14 protein-coding genes are annotated in these 18,340 nt (G+C 63.4%); 6 read left to right on the forward strand and 8 right to left on the reverse strand.

Going from position 1 to position 18,340, the window contains the following annotated elements:
- Window positions 1-56: 56 nt before the first annotated feature.
- From IGW03_RS00480 to IGW03_RS00490, 3 genes are all read left to right on the forward strand, one after another.
- Complete coding sequence (locus tag IGW03_RS00480) at window positions 57-1,091, forward strand: ABC transporter substrate-binding protein (protein ID WP_228534860.1); 1,035 nt, start codon at window positions 57-59, stop codon at window positions 1,089-1,091.
- 123 nt (window positions 1,092-1,214) lie between these two features.
- Window positions 1,215-5,711, forward strand: coding sequence for an EAL domain-containing protein (locus IGW03_RS00485; RefSeq protein ID WP_194720550.1), 4,497 nt, complete (start codon window positions 1,215-1,217; stop codon window positions 5,709-5,711).
- Between the two features lie 212 nt (window positions 5,712-5,923).
- Window positions 5,924-6,610 carry a GNAT family N-acetyltransferase gene (locus IGW03_RS00490; protein WP_194720551.1) on the forward strand — a complete coding sequence of 229 codons (687 nt, stop codon included), beginning with the start codon at window positions 5,924-5,926 and terminating at the stop codon, window positions 6,608-6,610.
- Between the two features lie 21 nt (window positions 6,611-6,631).
- Here IGW03_RS00490 and IGW03_RS00495 read toward each other — a convergent pair whose 3' ends face one another.
- A complete protein-coding gene (locus tag IGW03_RS00495; protein WP_194720552.1) occupies window positions 6,632-7,123 on the reverse strand; it encodes an Lrp/AsnC family transcriptional regulator in 492 nt (163 codons plus the stop codon).
- Between the two features lie 149 nt (window positions 7,124-7,272).
- On the opposite strand from IGW03_RS00495, the gene phhA reads away from it, so the two are divergent.
- Window positions 7,273-8,166, forward strand: a complete 894-nt coding sequence (phhA, locus tag IGW03_RS00500) for a phenylalanine 4-monooxygenase (RefSeq protein WP_194720553.1) — start codon at window positions 7,273-7,275, stop codon at window positions 8,164-8,166.
- A gap of 225 nt (window positions 8,167-8,391) precedes the next feature.
- Here the strand turns inward: phhA and IGW03_RS00505 are convergent, their stop codons facing one another.
- Window positions 8,392-8,694: an EF-hand domain-containing protein gene (locus tag IGW03_RS00505; protein WP_194720554.1), complete on the reverse strand. Its 303-nt coding sequence runs from the start codon at window positions 8,692-8,694 to the stop codon at window positions 8,392-8,394.
- A 139-nt stretch (window positions 8,695-8,833) separates the two neighbouring features.
- On the reverse strand, window positions 8,834-9,163 hold the full coding sequence (locus IGW03_RS00510; RefSeq protein ID WP_194720555.1) for a hypothetical protein: 330 nt from the start codon (window positions 9,161-9,163) through the stop codon (window positions 8,834-8,836).
- Window positions 9,164-9,432: 269 nt separating this feature from the next.
- Between IGW03_RS00510 and IGW03_RS00515 the strand changes: the two genes are divergently transcribed.
- Window positions 9,433-10,194: a DUF72 domain-containing protein gene (locus tag IGW03_RS00515; RefSeq protein WP_323744912.1), complete on the forward strand. Its 762-nt coding sequence runs from the start codon at window positions 9,433-9,435 to the stop codon at window positions 10,192-10,194.
- Here IGW03_RS00515 and queC read toward each other — a convergent pair.
- From queC to IGW03_RS00530, 3 genes are all read right to left on the reverse strand, one after another.
- Window positions 10,167-10,871, reverse strand: a complete 705-nt coding sequence (gene queC / locus IGW03_RS00520) for a 7-cyano-7-deazaguanine synthase QueC (protein ID WP_194720557.1) — start codon at window positions 10,869-10,871, stop codon at window positions 10,167-10,169. The genes IGW03_RS00515 and queC overlap by 28 nt on opposite strands.
- A 121-nt stretch (window positions 10,872-10,992) precedes the next feature.
- Window positions 10,993-11,745, reverse strand: coding sequence for a DUF3108 domain-containing protein (locus IGW03_RS00525; RefSeq protein ID WP_194720558.1), 753 nt, complete (start codon window positions 11,743-11,745; stop codon window positions 10,993-10,995).
- Window positions 11,746-11,757: 12 nt separating this feature from the next.
- A complete protein-coding gene (locus IGW03_RS00530; protein WP_194720559.1) occupies window positions 11,758-12,975 on the reverse strand; it encodes a DUF3108 domain-containing protein in 1,218 nt (405 codons plus the stop codon).
- Between the two features lie 215 nt (window positions 12,976-13,190).
- Between IGW03_RS00530 and IGW03_RS00535 the strand changes: the two genes are divergently transcribed.
- Window positions 13,191-13,961, forward strand: coding sequence for a PhaM family polyhydroxyalkanoate granule multifunctional regulatory protein (locus tag IGW03_RS00535; protein ID WP_194720560.1), 771 nt, complete (start codon window positions 13,191-13,193; stop codon window positions 13,959-13,961).
- A gap of 41 nt (window positions 13,962-14,002) precedes the next feature.
- Here the strand turns inward: IGW03_RS00535 and IGW03_RS00540 are convergent, their stop codons facing one another.
- Entirely contained in the window at window positions 14,003-15,247 is a 1,245-nt protein-coding gene (locus IGW03_RS00540) for an MFS transporter (protein WP_194720561.1), read from the reverse strand.
- A 180-nt stretch (window positions 15,248-15,427) separates the two neighbouring features.
- Window positions 15,428-18,202, reverse strand: coding sequence for a hypothetical protein (locus IGW03_RS00545; RefSeq protein WP_194720562.1), 2,775 nt, complete (start codon window positions 18,200-18,202; stop codon window positions 15,428-15,430).
- Between the last annotated feature and the right edge of the window lie 138 nt (window positions 18,203-18,340).

Below are 18,340 nucleotides of genomic sequence, written 5' to 3' on the forward strand. Positions count from 1 at the left end.
TATCGGCTATGCTGTCCTGTCCGCAGGCAAGCAAGACCCTGAGTAGCAAGACGACTATGACAATGACCGGGAAGACGTTCAGACGCAAGGCAGGCTTTGCCGCGCGCGCATGCTGCGCGGCGCTGGGCCTGCTTGCGGCCGTCGTTTCCTGGCAGCCCGCAGCAGCCGCCCCGGGCGGCGCAACGGCGGAGGCCGGCGAGCAAAGGCGGATGGAGCCCCAGGCTCCCGGCTCGGTTGCTGTGGTGTATCCGAACCTGGGCGAGCCTTATCACAGCATCTTCGCCACTATCATCGACGGCATCGAGGACAATGCCAAGTCGGCCATGCGCACCTATCCGGTCGCCGCCAATACCGACCCCGCCGAGCTGAATGCGCAGCTCAAGCGCAACGGCGCCAAGGTCGTCATCGCGCTCGGCCGCCAGGGGCTCAAGGCCGCCTCCGCGCTCGACCGCGACATTCCGCTGGTCGCCGGCGGCGTGCTGGCCGTGCCGGAAGCCGACAACCGCGCGATGACCGCCATCAGCCTCACGCCCGACCCGTCGCTGCTGTTTTCTCGCCTGAGAAACCTGATGCCCGGCGTCAGGCGCGTCATCGTCGTCTACAACCCGCAGAGCAACGAATGGCTGATCCGCCTGGCGCGCGAGGCGGCGCGCGCCCAGGGCCTCGAACTGGTCGCATACGAGGCGCGCGACCTCGGCAGCGCGGCGCGCCTGTACGAGAGCGCCTTCGCCGCCAGCGACAGCAAGCGCGACGCCATCTGGCTGCCGCAGGACGCCACCACGGTGGATGAAACCACCATCCTGCCGCTGGTGCTCAAGGAATCCTGGAGCCGCAACATCGCCGTCTTTTCCAGCAGCTTCCTGCATGTGAAGAAGGGTGCGCTGTTCGCGCTCTATCCCAACAACCTCGAACTCGGGCGCACGCTGGCCTGGTCGGCGCTCGCCTACCTGTCGGGCGAGCAGCGCAGGAAAGGCGTGCTGCCGCTGCGCGACGTGCATATTGCAGTCAATGTGCGTACCGCCGGCCACCTCGGCCTGACGATCAGTTACCAGCAGCAGCGCACATACGATGCGATTTTTCCCGAACCTTGATGGAGCGGAGATCCGATATGTCCAGACAAATGACCGGCGGCGCAACCGCGCTCCGCTTCCGGCAACCCGGCATGCTGCGGCAACGGCGCGGCGTTGCGCCCACTCCTGTTTTTCCTGCTGCCCATGCTTCGTAACTATCTCAGCCGCACAGGCTTTCGCCGCCAGCTGACCGTCATCGTCAGCGCCGCCATCCTGGGGCTGGCCCTGTTTTCCTCCCTGATGAACTCCTGGGAAGCCAGCCGGCGCATGGAGGACTACATGGTCGAGCAGGGGCAACGCATCGCCGACAATCTCGCGCGCCAGAGCATACTCGCGCTGCTGTACCGCTCGCCGGAAAATGTGCGCGAAGGCATCGCCGCCACGCTGGCCTTTCCGGACGTGCTGCGCGTGGAAATCACCGATGCCACTGGGGCTTCGCTGCATGCGCAGAGCAAGCCGGGTGCTCCTCATGTCATGCCCGCTGCAGCCGCTGCGGAAGAGGGAGGTCACGGTACGAAGGCGCCTTCCGCACGTGCCGTACCCGGCGGAGACGCCAGCGGCGAATGGCATTTCAGCGCACCCGTCTACGGCGGCCAGTCCGACAGCTCGCCCTTCGAACTGCAGGAACGCGAACCGCAGCTGCTGGGCCATGTGCATGTGGTGGTCGGCAAGGGCACGCATAACCGGCTGGTCGCTTCGCTGCTGGTCGGCAATCTCGCCATCACGCTGTCCTTCGCCGCCGTCCTGCTCGGCGTCATGCGCCTGCTGGCACGCCACCTGATCAAGCCGCTCAACGCCCTGTCGAAGCTGATGGGCCGCGCCGAGGCGGGCGAGTCCGGCATGCGCGCCGTGCCCGCGGGACCGCGCGACATCGTCGACATGGCGCATGCCTTCAACAAGATGATGGATGTGCTAGAGGAGCGCGAAGCCGAACTCAAGCAGTCGCGCGACGAAGCGGTGCGCACCGCGCTCGGCAAGACGCAGTTCGCCGCCACCGTCAGCCATGAAGTGCGCACGCCGCTCAACGGCGTGGTCGGCATGCTCGACATGCTCAAGGAAATGCGCCTGACCAAGCGCCAGCAGGAATGCGTGGACATCGCCTGGAACTCGGCGCGCTCGCTGGTCGAACTGATCAACGACATCCTCGACTTCTCCAAGATGGAAGCCGGCAAGCTGGAGCTGGAGGAAATCGACTTCGACCTGCGCAAGGTGGTCGAGGAGGTCATCGAGCTGCTGGCCAAGCAGGCGCAGCAGAAGGGGCTGGAGATCGGCTACCTGATGGCGCCCGGCGTGCCGGAGCGGGTGCGCGGCGATTCGCTGCGCCTGCGCCAGGTGCTGCTCAACCTCATCGGCAATGCCGTCAAGTTCACCGACCACGGCGAAGTCGCCATCCGCATTGCTCCCGCGCCCGACCGCGAGGGGCGGTTCGGCCTGCGCTTCGAGGTGGTCGACACTGGCATCGGCATGAACGTCGATGCGGTCAAGCATGTCTTCGAATCCTTCGCCCAGGCGGACCGATCGACCACCCGCAAATACGGCGGCACGGGATTGGGACTGGCCATCTGCCGCCAGCTGGTGGATCTGATGCACGGCGAGATCGGCGTCGCCAGCGAAATCGGCAAGGGCAGCACTTTCTGGTTCACCGTGCGCTGCGCCGCCGCTGCGGCCCAGCCGCCCGCACGCGAGCATCACAACCTGCAGGGCCTGCGCGTGCTGGTGGTCGATTCCAGCCTGATCGTGCGCAGCTTCATTACCCAGAGCCTGGAGGCGGCCGGCATGCGCTGCCACACGGTGACGAACGGGCCCGAAGCCCTCGCCGAAATCGCGCGCGCCGAGCAGGCGCGCGCAGCATACAGCCTGGTGGTGATGGACGTGGATGTCACCGACGACCGCGGCGCCGACCTGGTGCGCCGCCTGCGCCTCGACATCGGCGCGGTGGTGCCGCGCATGCTGGTGCTCGACCGCTATGCCACGCCCATGGGCAACACCGCGCTCGGCGCCGACTTGTATCTCGGCAAGCCCCTGCGCCTGGAAAGGCTGATGGACGCGGTGCAGCGCCTGCTGCCGGAAGCGCCCGCCGTCTCCGCCGCCGCGCCGGCGCAGAGCCTGCCTGCGCCCGCTGCGGCGAAGAAGGATTACCGGGTGCTGGTGGCCGAGGATAACCGCACCAACCAGATGGTGGCCGGCGGCATGCTGTCGATGAACGGCTGCGAATGCCAGTTCGCCGCCAACGGGCGCGAAGCCGTGGAAGCGGCGCGCACCGGCCGCTTCGACCTGATCCTGATGGATTGCAGCATGCCGGAGATGGACGGTTACGAAGCCACCGCGCATATCCGCAACTTCGAGGAGACGCTGGGCCTGCGCACGCCGATCATCGCGATGACCGCCAATACCCAGCCGGGCGACGCCGACAAATGCCTGGCCGCCGGCATGGACGATTACCTGGCCAAGCCGATCACGCTGGCCGAGCTGCGGCAGAAGCTGGAACGCTGGCTGGCCCGCCTCGAGCCGAGCGGCCGCGCCATGCTGCCCGAAGTGGAAACCAGCGACAGCGACGGCAGCCCGATCAACGACGAAGTCTTCGAGAAGCTGCGCGAGATCCTCGGTCCGGCCCTGCAGCAGACCGTCAATCCCTTCCTGGAAGACACGCCGGGCTACCTCGACCGGCTGGAGCAGGCGGTCCGCGACGGCAACGCCGACATCGCGCGCGCCATGGCCCATTCGATCAAGGGCAGCAGCGGCAATCTCGGCGCCATGGCGCTGGCGCAGCTGGCCAAGGAAGCCGAGGAACTCGCCATCGACAAGCGGCTCGACGCGGTCAGGCCGCTGGTGTCTCGCCTGCGCAAGGCCTTCGATGCCGTGTCGGCGGTGCTCGGCGTGGAAGGCATGCTCAAGGAGCGCAACATTGCGCGCGAAGCCGAAGACCTGCCGCTGGTGCTGGTGGTCGACGACGACCGCAGCACGCGCAGCTCGCTGCGCCATACCCTGCAGCGCGACGGCTTCCGCATCGAGGAAGCGGCCGACGGCGCGCAGGCGCTGCAGATGCTCAAGCGCATCCAGCCCGACGTGATCCTGATGGACGCGGTCATGCCGGTGATGGACGGCTTCACCGCCTGCGCCCGGGTGCGCGAACTGCCCAACGGCAATGCGATACCGGTGCTGATGATCACCGCGCTGGAAGACAACAATTCCGTCGAGCGCGCGTTCGCCGCCGGTGCCAGCGACTACATTCCCAAGCCGATCCATTTTGCCGTGCTGTCGCAGCGCGTGCGCCGCATCATCGAAGCCAACCAGGCGGAGAAACGCATCCGCCACCTCGCTTACAACGACTTGCTGACCGGCCTGCCCAACCGCGCGCTGTTCATGGACCAGCTTGGCCGGCGCATCGAGCAGGCGCGCGTGGCCGGCGAGGCGGTGGCGGTGCTATTCCTCGATCTCGACCGCTTCAAGAACGTCAACGATTCGCTCGGCCACGACGTCGGCGACCGCCTGCTGATCGCGGTGGCCCAGCGCCTGCGCCGCAGCGTGCGCAATGCCGACTGCGTGGCCCGCCTGGGCGGCGACGAATTCACCGTGGTGCTGGCCGAAGTGATCGGACCCAACGCCGCCGTGACCGCCGCGCAGAACATCTGCCGGGCGCTGTCGACGCCGTTCCAGATCGACGGCCACGACATCTTCGTCTCCACCAGCGTCGGCATTTCCATGTATCCGCACGACGCGACCGATGTCGGCACGCTGCTCAAGCATGCCGACACCGCGATGTACCGCGCCAAGAAGACCGGCAGCGGTTTCCAGTTCTTCGAAGCCTCGATGGAGCATTCGATCTCCGAGCATGTGCGCATGGAAAATGATCTGCGCCGCGCGCTCGACCGCGACGAACTCGAGGTGTATTACCAGCCTCAGGCCCGCGTCGAGAGCGGCAGCATCGTCGGCGCCGAGGCGCTGGTGCGCTGGCGCCATCCGACGCGAGGCATGGTCTCGCCCGCCGAATTCATCCCTTTGGCCGAAGAGACCGGCCTGATCAATCCGCTTGGCGAATGGGTGCTGCGCACCGCCTGCCGCCAGCTGCGGGCATGGCGCGATGCGGGGCTGCCGCCGATCCGCATGGCGGTCAACCTGTCGGTCAAGCAGCTTCTGAAAAAGGATTTCGCTTCCAGCATCGAGCAGGCGCTCAATGATACGGGCGTGGACCCGAGCATGCTGGAGCTGGAAATCACCGAAAGCACGCTGATGGAAAATGCCCAGGACACGCTGGAAGCCCTGCATCGCCTGCGCGGCCTCGGCGTGCGGCTGTCCATCGACGACTTCGGCACCGGCTATTCCTCGCTGTCCTACCTGAAGCGCTTCCCGGTGGACATCATCAAGATCGACCGTTCCTTTGTGCGCGATGTGCCGCACGACGCCGACGACGCTTCCATCGTCACCGGCATCATCGCGCTGGCGCACAGCCTGCGGCTGGAAGTGGTGGCCGAAGGCGTGGAGACCGCTTCCCAGCTGGCTTTCCTGCAGGAGCGCTCCTGCGACCTGATGCAGGGTTATTACCTCAGCAAGCCGGTGCCGGCCGAGCAGTTCGCGCGGGAAATGCTGGGGGCTTCGGCGCCGCAGTGGCAGAGCGCAAGGCCGATGCTTCCGGGTTTCTGAAGCGAAACACGAGGCAGCCGGCCCCCTGCCTCGTTTCCTGTCTGCACCGGCCACAGCGCATGTGGGCTTTACGCCACGGATGCCGCGTTCTGCGGTTTTCCACTATTGAGACCGCTCAATGCGTCCGTATATTCAATGACGTCCGCAACCCGCATTTGACGTATCGCCTAAAATGGATTTTGTGCGTCGCACAAAATCATGCAGGAGTTGCCATGAATTCATCCGAACTGGAAAGCCTGATGCCCGACACGATTACCGCCTCTGCCGGCACACAACGTTCCTCCGTCAGGGTCAAGGAGCTGTCCGAACGCGACCGGCGCCGGCTGCTGATGCATTTCCTTGCGCTCGACGAGAGCGACCGCCTGTTGCGCTTCGGCACCGTGCTGCCCGATGAACTGATCACCCGCTATGTGCAGCGCCTGGATTTCTCGCGCGACGCCGTGTTCGGCGTCTACGACGACAACCTGCATCTGCTCGGCGTCGGCCATCTCGCGTTTTCGCCGCGCGAAGCCTCGCCGACGCTGACCAATGCCACGCTCAAGGAGCGCATTGCCGAATTCGGCGTCTCGGTGGCTTCCAATGCGCGCGGCAGGGGCATCGGCTCGCGGCTGTTCGAGCGGGCCGCCATCCACTGCCGCAATGAAGATGTCGACACGCTGTACATGCATTGCCTGTCGTCCAATCAGACCATGATCCATATCGCCGCCAAGGCCGGCATGAAGATTCACCGCGAATACGGCGAGGCCGATGCCTATCTCAAGCTCGAGCCGGCCAGTCCCGTCACCATGCTGGCCGAGGCGGTGGAAGAGCAGTTCGCCTACTTCGATTACGGCGTCAAGGCCAACACCAAGGCCGCGCTCAAATGGCTGCGCAAGCTGCCCAGCTGGAAAAACAAATAAGCCGCCGCTGCTGTATCTACATCAGACCAGCGGCAGCGCGGTCGTTTCCTTGATCTTCTGCAGCGCGAAGCTCGACTTCACATCCGTCACCGCGGGATGCCTGAGCAGGGTTTCCATCATGAAGCGGGAAAAATGCTCCATGTCCTCGACATGGACCCGCAGCAGGTAATCGAGATCGCCGGTCATCGCATAGCAGGCCACCACTTCCGGCCAGTTGGCCACCGATGCGGAAAAATCGGCCAGCGGCGAACGTCCGCCCGTCGCCGGCAGATCGCTGTGCTTTTCCAGCCTTACATTTACGTAAGCCAGCAGCCCGAGGCCGATCTTGTCGGCATCGAGCAGGGCGACATACTGACGGATGACGCCCGACTCTTCCAGATTCTTGATGCGGCGCAGGCAGGGCGACGGCGACAGATTGACGCGCTCGGCGACTTCCTGGTTGGTCAGCCGGCCATCGGACTGCAGGATGGACAGGATTTTCCGGTCGGTCTTGTCGAGGTTGATCTTCGGCATGGAATGTCTCGGGCGGGTTTGAATGCGCAATATTATTGCTCAATTGGGAAAAGGCTGAGCAGATTTCGCAATTTTATGCCTGTGCTCCTTGACTATACTGATCCTATTCGCATTGCACATCGCGTGGCATTGGACCAAGGAGACTCGCCATGAACACCACCGTCGATCAGGCCGACTTTTTCAAGACCCTCGAAGAGAAATCCGACAACGGCGCACTGCGCGGCGACTACAGCCGCTGCGACGCCAACTACGTCGTCCAGCAGGACTGGAATGCCTATACGCCGGAGCAGCATGACCTGTGGCGCCGCCTCTACCAGCGCCAGGCCAGGCTGATGCCCGGCCGCGCCTGCGACGTATTCATCGAAAGCCTGGCGAAAATGGATGCGGCCGACGGCATTCCGCGCTTCGACCAGACCACCGAAGCGCTGCGCAAGGCCACCGGCTGGGAACTGGTCGCGGTGCCCGGACTGGTGCCGGAACTGACCTTCTTCGAGCATCTTGCCAACCGGCGCTTTCCGGTGACCGTCTGGCTGCGCGAGCCGCATGAATTCGACTACATCGTCGAGCCCGACGTGTTCCATGATTTCTTCGGGCATGTGCCGCTGCTGTTCAACCCGACCTTCGCCGACTACATGCAGCAGTACGGCAAGGGCGGCCTGAAGGCGCTCAAGCTCGACGGCCTCACGCATCTGGCGCGGCTGTACTGGTACACGGTGGAATTCGGCCTGATCCAGACCGAGCAGGGATTGCGCGCTTACGGCGCCGGCATCCTGTCGTCGGGAGGGGAAGTGGAGCACTGCCTGACCGATCCGGCGCCGCGCCGCATTCCGTTCGACGTCGAGCGCGTCATGCGCACGCTGTACAAGATCGATTCGTATCAGGAAACGTATTTCGTGATCCGCGATTTCCAGCAGCTGTTCGATGCGACGGCACCGGACTTTTCGCCGCTCTACGAGAAGCTCGGGAGCCAGCCCGACCTGGCCGCCGATACGCTGCTGCCTGGCGAAACCAATATCGCGCCGAACCGCCGCCAGGACGCGTAGTTTCGGTTTGCCCGATGCTTGTCTGCCGCAGCCGCTGCGCTGCGGCGTCATGTCTTGAAGGGTGTTATACCAATCCCAAGGCATAACATGCCATGAGATCGCGTCTTTTTCCGCCTGGCCGCGTTGTGCTCGTCATCCATAGCCCCGCTATGGATTCCTCCCACGCCTTGCCAGACGAAAAAAATTCATCGTTCTCATCCGGCACGTTATACCTTGGGATTGGTATTAGCTCGACAGCCGGCTGCGCAGCAATGCACGGACTTCTTCGCGCGTCAGCTTGCCGTCGCCGTTCAGGTCCAGCTTCTGGAAATGCGTCAGGACACGGTCCATGTGCGCATTTTCCGCTTCCTTCCGGCTTAGCGCCCCGTCTCCATCCTTGTCCGCGGCCTTGAACCGCTCATCGAATTTGGCCAGGTAACGCAAGGGCTTGGCCTGCTCCGTTGCAGGCGGTTGATTGGCTTCGGTTGCAATCGCAAGTCCAGCCCCGAATACCGTGCCAACGGCCATGCATGCCAGGATGAATTGCATTGTTTCCTCCGATATCTGCTACGGCTTACAGATTGAATGTAAGCAGCGGCAACGCCTTTCACGACGGCATTTACGCCTTGTTACATAGTTGTGACGATATATGTCAAAACCGACAAGGCAATGAAACTGCTCGTAACGCTCAGGCCAGCTGATACTGCAGGGCGGACAGTTCGATGTGGGTGAGGATGACGGCGCTCTTCAATTCGTAGTTCATGCCGTCGTAAGGATGCAGCCTGGTCTGTGCTTCGTCGCTGATGCGCGCGAGGTCATCGACCGTCTCGCGCATGCCGTGCTCGTCGAACGAGCGCCAGGCCTGCTGCGCCTGGCTTGAGCACTGGCACATGCGCTTGACGCAGTCCTTCAGTTCGGACGGTACGCTGGCGTCCGAGCCGCAGGCGCGTACCGCATGAAAGATGGTGCGGTCGATGAAGAGCAGGCGTTGCCGGATTTCTTCGCGCGGTGCTGTCATTCATGGCTCCCTGTCGAATTTCATGGAATGGACGAAGCTGTTGAATCCCGGGACGGCCGCGCAAACATGCCGGCCGCTGGAGCAGGCACATGCCGGAAACCCGGTAGAACGGAAGAATCAGGTTCCTGTCCGCATCGTCGCCGGCGCATGGGCATGCGTCTCCATTCTGCCTACGCTTCTGACGCGGATCAATTCGCACTGCACAATGCGATCAAACGTGGTCAAACAGGCAAGGAGAGCCGTGTCACGCAACTCGGCCGGGAATGCCCATGCAAAACCAATCGACATCTTCGTTCATGGTAGGTTGCGCCGGCTGGAGCCTGTCGAGCGCGGTCGCCGCCCAGTTTCCGGAGGAAGGCAGCCATCTGGAGCGCTATGCGCAGGTGATGCCCGCGGTGGAAATCAACACCTCCTTCTACCGGCCGCACCGGCCCGTGACCTATGCGCGCTGGCGCGACAGCGTGCCCGAGGATTTCCGCTTCTCCGCGAAGGTGCCGAAAGCCATCACGCATGAAGCGCGGTTGAAGGATGCGGGCGAACTGCTGGAACGCTTCATCGGCGAGGTCAGGCACCTGGAACACAAGCTGGGCTGCCTGCTGGTGCAGCTGCCGCCCAGCCTGCGCTTCGATCCGCAGGTCGCGCGCCAGTTCTTCCAGAGCGTGAAGCGGCTGATCGATGTCGACATCGTCTGCGAACCGCGCCATCCGACCTGGTTCACGCCAGCGGCGGCCGACCTGCTGCATGGCCGCAATGTGGGTTATGTGGTGGCCGATCCGGCCGTCATGCCGCTGGATAACATTGCCGCCGAATCCGGCGTGGTGTACCTGCGGCTGCACGGCTCGCCCGAGATGTATCACTCGTCCTATCCGGAAAGCTATCTCGATGAGCTGGCCCAGCGCATGCGCGGCGATGCCGGAGCCGGCCGCAAGGTCTGGTGCATCTTCGACAATACGGCAAGCGGCGCTGCGGTGCCGAATGCCTTGTCCCTGCTCGGGCGCCTGAATCAGGCCGCCGCCACGTACTCCCGGTAGCCGCGGGCGCGCAGTTCGCAGGCAGGGCAGGCGCCGCAGCCGTAGCCCCAGTCGTGCAGGGCGCCGCGTTCGCCGAGGTAGCAGGTATGCGTATCCTGGCGGATCAAATCCACCAGCGGCTGGCCGCCGAGATCATGCGCCAGCTTCCAGGTTGCCGCCTTGTCGATCCACATCAGCGGCGTCTCAAGTTTGAGCCGCGTGGCCATGCCGAGGTTGAGCGCGACCTGCAGCGCCTTGATGGTGTCGTCGCGGCAGTCGGGATAGCCGGAGAAGTCCGTTTCGCACATGCCGCCCACCAGCACGTCGAGACCGCGCCGGTAGGCCACCGTCGCGGCCACCGTCAGGAACAGCAGGTTGCGGCCGGGGACGAAGGTGTTCGGCAGGCCGTTGTCCTGCATGGCGATGGCGACGTCGCTGGTGAGCGCCGTATCGGAGATGGCGGAAATCAGCGACAGGTCGATCATGTGGTCTTCGCCGAGGCGGGCATTCCAGTCGGCCGACAGGCCGCGCGTCTTCTGCAGCAGCGTCGGCCGCACCTGCAGTTCCACCGCATGGCGCTGGCCGTAGTCGAAGCCGATGGTTTCCACGCGGGCATAGCGCGACAGAGCCCAGGCGAGGCAGGTGGTGGAATCCTGTCCGCCGCTGAACAGGACGAGTGCGCCGTTGTTTGGTGTCATGAAGTGAATGAATCCGAAATGTTGATTGCCGGGAGCGAGCCCGCAGGCCCGCGGGTCAGCAGGATAGCCGATCAGCGCAGTGCGGACATATGCGTCTTCATATGGTCCGCACCGAGTCCGCTTACTGGCGGCTGACCTTCTGCAGCGTCTGCTCGATATAGTCGCCGTTGTCCTCGCTGTAGCGCAGGCGCGCCGGATACCACTCCAGCGAAGGCGCCAGCCAGATGTCGAGGCGCTGGTCCTTGTCGTTCTCGGGCGCTCTCTGCAGATGCACGGTATTGAGTTCGCCGAGCGGCGTGGAGATCTTTTCCTGCTTGACCACCTTGAAGGTCCATGCGTCGACATCGCGCTGCCCCGCCACCGACACGTTCCACGAGGCGCCGGGCTTGAACTTGCCGGGTGCGGCGCGGGCAATGGAGATCATCTGCCAGATCACGCTGTTGCGGTCCTGTTCGCCGCCCTTGAGCGGCTGGGCCTGATCCGCTGCGCTGAAGCGGATGGTCTTGCCGGCGCGGTCGAAGCTGGTGGTGGTCGGCTCGCGGCGCAGGCGCTTTTCCGTGAAGGCGTCGGGCGCAAGGCCGAAGGCATCGATGCCGCCTTCGCTGCGCGTATCGAGGATCTTGCCGATCAGCGCCGCGCGCGCCTCATTGCTGGTGGCGAAGCGGCCCGCGCCGGATTGCCAGCGCACGATCGCATCGCCTTCGACCGGTATGCCTTTCTGCTTGGCCTTGATCGCATAGCTCAGCTCCGCATTGGGCGGCGGGCTGATTTTCTGCCTGGCGGCCGGCACGCCTTGGGCGTGGACTGCCTGGATGGAGAAAGCGGCGCAGAGCAGCAGTGCGGCGGAAGACTTGCTCAGGAAAGAAATCATCATCGGTTGATTGTGTCAGCGTTGAATGCCGGCGAGCGTCATGTCGAGCATGTCGCCGCTGGGCGAGCTATAGCGGATGCGCAGCGGATACCATTCCTGCTGCGGCGCCAGCCAGAACTCGACGGTTTGATCGTAACTCTTCGCGCGCGGCGCACGCACCAGGTGCCATGCAACCGCCTTGCCCTCGGAGGTCGTTATTTCTTCCAGGCCGAGCACGCGAATGCGCCAGGGTTCGGCATCGCGCGCGCCGGCAACGAAGACTTCGAATTCCGTGCCGGGCGCGAAGCGCTCGGGTTCGGCCCTGCCGATGCCGGCAATCTGCCACATGACGCTGGCGCGGTCCTGCGCGCCTCCCTGGTAGGGATAGCTTTTCTCGGACGCGGAAAAACTGATCCTGCCGCTGTCAGCCTGAAAGTGGGTATGCGTGAGCGACTTGTTGCGCGGCTTTTCGCTGTACAGCACCGGCGCGATGCCGTACTGGTTGATCCTGCCTTCGCTGCGGAAGTTCAGTACCGTGATCTTGACCAGCAGCAGCGAGGTGCCGGCTTCGCCGCTGACGCTGTAGCCGTCGGGGCCGGCTTCCCAGCGGAAGGTGCCGCTGCCATGCCATTTCTGTCCCTTGACCAGGGCTTCGACATCGTAGTCGAGCCGGGCGGACGGCGGCGGGTCGACCTTGTAGGGCGCTGGCGCATCCGGCGCGGACTGTGGGGACTGTGGGGACTGTGCGGACTGTGCGGCAGGCGGCATATCGTCGGCCTGTCCGGCTGCGGCAGGATTGCCGGCATTGGTATCGGTGCTGGTATCGGTAGTGGCATCGGTGCCCGCTGCCGAGGCAAAACTGTCGGGCACGAGAAGCGCCGGCGTTTCGGTGCTGGTGCCCGGCGCCTCCATTCCCGCAGGAGGAAGGACGGCCGGAGTCTCGGGTTTCGGCGCGGCGGCCTGCTCCCTTTGCACCGGCTTTTTTGGCGCCGGCCTGGGTTTCTTCGGCAACGCAGCCGGTTTCGGCGGCACTGCGGCAGGTATCGCCGGCGGCGCGGATACCAGCGACACCGTGGTCACCGCCGGTTCCGGCGGGCTGCGCCATGCCGGCATCTCCAGCCGGCCTTCGGCCCAGCGGAATGCGCACAGGTGCACCAGAACCGATGCGCAGACCAGCGCCGCCGCACGCCGCCTGCGCTGCCGCCGCTTCACCTCCTGTGCATCGTTCACATCCGTCGAAAGAAAAATCGCCATGCCGCTAGTGTATCAACCTCCGGACCATTCACCCGCACGCCTGACACTGCGTTGCTCCCATGCATTGCCAGGCTGGCATGAACCTGAGCCGGGTTTGCGTGGCCGCACATGACAGGCCCGGCGGTCGGGTGCATACTCTGGTGGTGTTGCATTGTTGTTTTGACCAATCATCGATGCAGTCGTCGATCAGGCAGTTTTAACAAGCGGAGGTTTTCATGAGCAAACCAGACACGCCGAATTTCCCGGGCATGTCGGCGATGACCGACTCCCTGGACTTCGTCAAGACCCTGTGGGGCAGCATGGGCATTCCCGGCATGAACATGCCCAGCATGAATGCAACCGGCATGAAAATGCCCGGCATGGGCATTCCCGGCATGGTGATGCCAACCCTGTCGGTCGAGGAAATCAACAAGAAGATTGCCGACCTGAAAGCGGTGGAGAACTGGCTGACGCTCAACATGAACATGCTGCGCGGCACGATACAGGCGCTGGAAGTGCAGGCGGCCACGATCTCCACCTTGCAGACGATGAGCGAAAGCTTCACCGCGTCGATGCAGCCGGCGGCGAAGGCCGGTGCGGCAACTTCCGGCCATGACCAGGGCAACGGCAGGGCGGCTTCGCCGGCCTTTTCCGGCAATGGAAGCGGCAACGGCAGCGCCAATGGCACAGGTCACGCGGGCAACGGCGCCGAGGCATCGACGGGCGGCGCAAAGACGCATGGCGCGCCCGAGCCGACCAGCAAGGACCAGAGCGATGCTGCCAACCTGACGGCGCCGCTGGTGAATGCGGCGGCCTGGTGGAACATGCTGCAGGACCAGTTCAAGCAAGCCGTCAGCACTGCGATGACCGAGGCGCCCAAACCTGCGGAAAGCGCACCGAAGACCGGCGCCAAGGCCTCATCCAAGCCCAAGGCCGAGGCTGACAGCAAGGAAGCCGGTTCAGCCAAGCCGGCATCGGCGCCGCGCAAGCCCAAGGCGCCGAAGTAGGCCGGCGCCGGTTCGCACTTCACACGGAGTGCGAACCAGCCTCAGCTCGCCTGCACCGCAACAGCGGACGGCTGCGCAACGCTCAGCCGCCGCACCACCAGGAGGCTGGCAATGCCGCAGGCCACCGCAAGATAGCCGACCAGGTTGAAATGCTCGATCTGTCCCGCCGGATTGCGCGAAATGATCAGGCCGGCCACCAGCGACGCCAGTCCCGACGACATCATCTGCACCGACGAACCCAGGCTCATGAAGGTGCCGCGCACCTGCGGCGCCGATGCCGCGGTGATCATCGCCATGCCGGGAATGAAGCGGCCCGGCACCAGGATGAAGAACACGGTCGAATTCATCAGCACCAGCCACCACGGCACCGGCACCAGATGGGTGGTCACCAGGATGGGTACGAAGGCAGCCACCGCAATGATGCGGAACACGCGCTGCTTGCCGTGCCGGTCGGCGAGCCGGCCGATCAGCCGCGACGTGAAGAAGGTCGCCGCGCCGCCGCACAGGTAGACCAGCGCGATGAAGTTGTCCTGCAGCCCGAGGTTGGCGGTGTAGTACAGCGCGATATAGGGCACCACGGTGAAGCCGCCGAACATCAGCAGCGACATGAACAGGTAGGCGCGCTGATGGTTGGGTTCCTTCGCCACCGCATGGATCTGGCGGAACACATTGCCCTGCGGCCCCCGCTGCAGATGCGAGGTCAGCGAAGGCAGCCAGCGGTGCGCTGCGATGAATACGGCGCCGGACAGCAGCACGATGAAGAAGAAGGGCGCGCGCCATCCCAGACCGCCCATGTGCGATGCAAGAAACAGCCCCAGCGGCACACCGGCCACGGTGGACAGCGAAAAGGCCGCCATCACCGTTCCCATCGCCTGGCCGCGCCGCTCGAAGGGAATCACGTCCGCCACCATGGTCTGCACCATCGCGCCGAGAATGCCGCCGAAGGCGCCGGCCAGCGCACGCGCCACCAGGAGGAAAGTGAAATTCGGCGCCAGCCCGCAGCACAGCGTGGCGAGGATGAACAGCCCGTACAGGCTCAGCATCAGCGTGCGGCGGTCGAAGCGATCGACATAGGCCGCCGCCAGCAGGCCCGAAGCCGCCGCGGTGAAGGTATACGACGACAGCAGCAGGCCGAACTGATGGGTATCGATCTGCAGCACCCGGATCAGCTGCGGTCCGAGCGGCATCATGATCATGAAGTCCAGGATATGCGTGAACTGGATGGCGGACAGCACCAGCAGGAAGTGGCGTTCCTGTTTCGGTGGAAGAGAGGATGAAGAATTCAAGAATCGATCAGTCTGGTTGGGCCTTCATGGCCTGCGTGATGCGGCATGAAAGCGGTTCGTTGTCATGACAGGTTCGGAGGCGGTTCTCGCGGGCCGGCAATGTGCAGGGTGGTGCCGGTGCAGGCGAACTGTGCATTCTCCCATCATTGGCACGGCTTGGCTTGAAAGTCCGGTATCGTCCTATTCATAAGACAATCCCAGTCCCTCGTATAGCTCCCTCATGTTGGTGGTATTCAGCAATGCGTCAAAGTCTAAAGGAGACGATGGGCCATCGATCGCAGGAGGAGAAGGATGCTGTCCTTGTCGATCCGCCGAAGCGGCAGGCGGTGTCGCATGCGATTCGGGAGCGCCGGAAGCGGGCGCCTGATTTCCGGTTCCACCTTCCTGCAGCAAGGTCTTCGCCTTCCGTAAGTCTTTCTTGGCCTCCAGTCTCGTGCCGCGCGACCGCCTCAGGAACGGTTGAGCGCCTGCCTGCATCGGGAGACCTGCAATCACAGCAGCGCTCTGCCTGGCGCCAAGCCCGACCACGCCTGCGACATATCGGGCCTTGTCCTTTTTCTTCGCGTGAGCGAAATACATGTCATGAAGGGCTTTTGAATTGCCCAGGCTGATGTCGATGGCCATTTCCGGGGGCGGAGCCGCGGTGCTTGAAGGACCGGCCTCGGCGTGCACGCCGAATTGCAGGTGCAGTGTTTGGGGAATGAACGTCCTGCCTGCCATTGCATTGACGATGCGAGCGACCTGCTCATCGAGTTGCGTCTCGAATCCGGTCTTCTCGCCTTCAGTCTCGTTGTTTACTTCCGTCGTATTGAAGACCGGCAGAATCATTGTCAATGCGGGCTCTTCGTCAAGCGAGCCGTCTTTCGGGGTGATCAATGCCCGCAGCGGATCGATCTCCCTCTGCTGGATCGCGGTCCGGTCCCCCGTGCTGAGCGGCGCGGAGGGTGTGGCGCCGGCCTGCATGTGATTCACGAGCTTGTAATCATTGTATAGGGGGCCGCTATATCTGCCGTCCGCCTTGTCGGCGGTAATCTGCAGGTCGGCGACCTGTACACCCGTGGCAACGAGCGTGGTGGCTGCATTGGCGCCGGTGTTGAGCCAGGTATAGCGCTCGACATCGCCCATCTGCGTCTTCGACGCCAGCATGGCCTTGACCTGCTGCATGCCGTCGCCGCAGAACAGCATGTGCATGCTGCTGTCGTTGACCCTGGCGAGCGCGGCCTTGGCCAGGGCCAATTGCGGAGGTTGCTGATTCGGTTCCTGGCCTGGCTGCTTGGCATTTGCGGCGTCTTTCAGCAGATGCTGCGCCAGCGCGAAATACACCATGTCTTTCAAATGCCGCTTCAAATCGTCTTGAGCCGATTTCAATTTTACGTCCTGCCGGGTTCGCTGCTTTACATGCCGGTTTTCCATCAGGCGATGAATGGATTGCGGCGTTGAGAATGTTAGCCGTCCCGCTTCCGATGACTGGCGCGGAGCATCCTGCATCAACGAACGATGCAGTTCTATGCATTGTTTCATTGACGATGCGGTCTGTCCCGCAGCGATGCGACCGGCGGCATTCATCCTGATCGGCAGCGGCTTCTTCCATCCATCGATCAGGGGTTTGTTGGCCAGCGCCGATGCGTGTGCGTCAAAGAATTGCCTGTTCAGTTCGACCAGTGCTTCAGCCTGCTGTACCTGATTTTCCGGATCGTTTTCAATTTGCTTTTTGGCTTGATGATATTCGCGATAACGATGCCAGTTGATCGCGTCAGGCAAAACCGGTTCTGAAGCGCCGGCGTCGGTCGGAGCGGCAGGAGTGCTTGATTGCGTATCTTCTGCAGCGTCCTTTGACGCCGCAAGTGCAGCGTGCGCAATGCCCCGCAGGCGATTGAGCAATTTAACTTCCTCACTTTCGTTGTCAACGTCCTTTTTGTTCAGCGCCTGCAGATAGGTTTCGTAGGCCTGTACCTGCTGCAAGGTCTCTTCTCTCGCGCCCGGATCGATGACGGCTGACAGCTTTGCCAAGGCAATGATTGCACGCTTGGCCTTCGCTTCCCCGTCTTTTTCGGGGCCGTCGCTGAGCTGGTAGGCGACGTAGGCGAGCACCGCCGCCAGGGTGGCGCCGGCCAGTCCTGCGCCGGCGGCCACGCCGGTAATCATCACCGGGGCCAATATCGAAACGCCGGAGGCGGTCAGCGTGCTCAGCGTGCCGATCCCTCCGGTCATGAGGTTGTACTTGTTGCCCTGCCATTCCACCTTGGCGTTTTCCGAGGCATTCCGGTATTTCTCCATGATATGCAGCCTGTGGGATATCTTGGCAGAGAGCAGGAGCAGCCTGTCGAGCCGCTGAGTTGATTGCTGTGCCGCGGCTGCGCTATCGCTGTTTTCCCGACGAGGCTCAGTTGCGGGCTGCGTCAATTCCGTGAGCAATGCCGTAAGTTCCTGCACGTCCTTGTCGAGGCCGCCCAATTTGGTCGCCGCAGACCATGAGGCCTGCAGGACATTCGGTGCGTGCCTGGCAGCAGGTGCCGCATCGGCGCGCCCGAGAGGGAACACATCTTCGGTCCCCGCATTATGCAAACGGCGTTCTCCGGAAGCCGCAACGGCGATGGAGGTCAGGAGCAGGCTGACAGTGCGCACCGCGGATAGCACCAGCTTGGCAATGGGATCCGGAACTATGAGTTGTGCAGCTCCCAGTGCATTGGTCAGCGTTGAACCCGCAACGACATGCTGGCGGTGAAGAGCACCCGTGCCGGTTCTTTTGAAACTTTTCAGCACGGCCTCGGGGTCTTCTTCCCCCACGGCGCGGAGAAATGCCAGGATGATTTCCTTGTGGTAAGCCGCGCGCAGCAGATGTGGTTCACGGACCCGTCGAAACCAGCGGGGCTTCTTGATCCCGGAGAGCAGAAGTTCTTCACTTCCTTGGGCCAAGTTCGCGCGGTGCTTGTATTCGTAAAGCAGGGCCATCATGCGTGAAGTGTCAATGAAACTTTCCTGAGACGTCAGGCATTTCTTCCGATCGCTGTCGTTTCTAAGCCAGTCATTGCAGATTGCCTCAGCGACCTGCGGCCAAGCGGAGTCGTTGTCCGGCCCGTACCTCAGCGCCGG

It is taken from the genome of Noviherbaspirillum malthae, from assembly GCF_015352985.1.
In the GTDB taxonomy this organism is placed as follows: domain Bacteria; phylum Pseudomonadota; class Gammaproteobacteria; order Burkholderiales; family Burkholderiaceae_D; genus Noviherbaspirillum; species Noviherbaspirillum malthae.

What these genes read in the sequence shown, in the direction of transcription:
- IGW03_RS00490 (WP_194720551.1), top strand. Translation starts at nt 5,924, where the DNA reads ATGAATTCATCCGAACTGGAAAGCCTGATGCCCGACACGATTACCGCC.
- IGW03_RS00535 (WP_194720560.1), top strand. Translation starts at nt 13,191, where the DNA reads ATGAGCAAACCAGACACGCCGAATTTCCCGGGCATGTCGGCGATGACC.
- IGW03_RS00480 (WP_228534860.1), top strand. Translation starts at nt 57, where the DNA reads ATGACAATGACCGGGAAGACGTTCAGACGCAAGGCAGGCTTTGCCGCG.
- IGW03_RS00525 (WP_194720558.1), bottom strand. Translation starts at nt 11,745, where the DNA reads ATGATGATTTCTTTCCTGAGCAAGTCTTCCGCCGCACTGCTGCTCTGC.
- IGW03_RS00515 (WP_323744912.1), top strand. Translation starts at nt 9,433, where the DNA reads ATGCAAAACCAATCGACATCTTCGTTCATGGTAGGTTGCGCCGGCTGG.
- IGW03_RS00495 (WP_194720552.1), bottom strand. Translation starts at nt 7,123, where the DNA reads ATGCCGAAGATCAACCTCGACAAGACCGACCGGAAAATCCTGTCCATC.
- queC (WP_194720557.1), bottom strand. Translation starts at nt 10,871, where the DNA reads ATGACACCAAACAACGGCGCACTCGTCCTGTTCAGCGGCGGACAGGAT.
- IGW03_RS00530 (WP_194720559.1), bottom strand. Translation starts at nt 12,975, where the DNA reads ATGGCGATTTTTCTTTCGACGGATGTGAACGATGCACAGGAGGTGAAG.
- IGW03_RS00485 (WP_194720550.1), top strand. Translation starts at nt 1,215, where the DNA reads ATGCTTCGTAACTATCTCAGCCGCACAGGCTTTCGCCGCCAGCTGACC.
- IGW03_RS00505 (WP_194720554.1), bottom strand. Translation starts at nt 8,694, where the DNA reads ATGCAATTCATCCTGGCATGCATGGCCGTTGGCACGGTATTCGGGGCT.
- IGW03_RS00510 (WP_194720555.1), bottom strand. Translation starts at nt 9,163, where the DNA reads ATGACAGCACCGCGCGAAGAAATCCGGCAACGCCTGCTCTTCATCGAC.
- IGW03_RS00545 (WP_194720562.1), bottom strand. Translation starts at nt 18,202, where the DNA reads ATGATGGCCCTGCTTTACGAATACAAGCACCGCGCGAACTTGGCCCAA.
- phhA (WP_194720553.1), top strand. Translation starts at nt 7,273, where the DNA reads ATGAACACCACCGTCGATCAGGCCGACTTTTTCAAGACCCTCGAAGAG.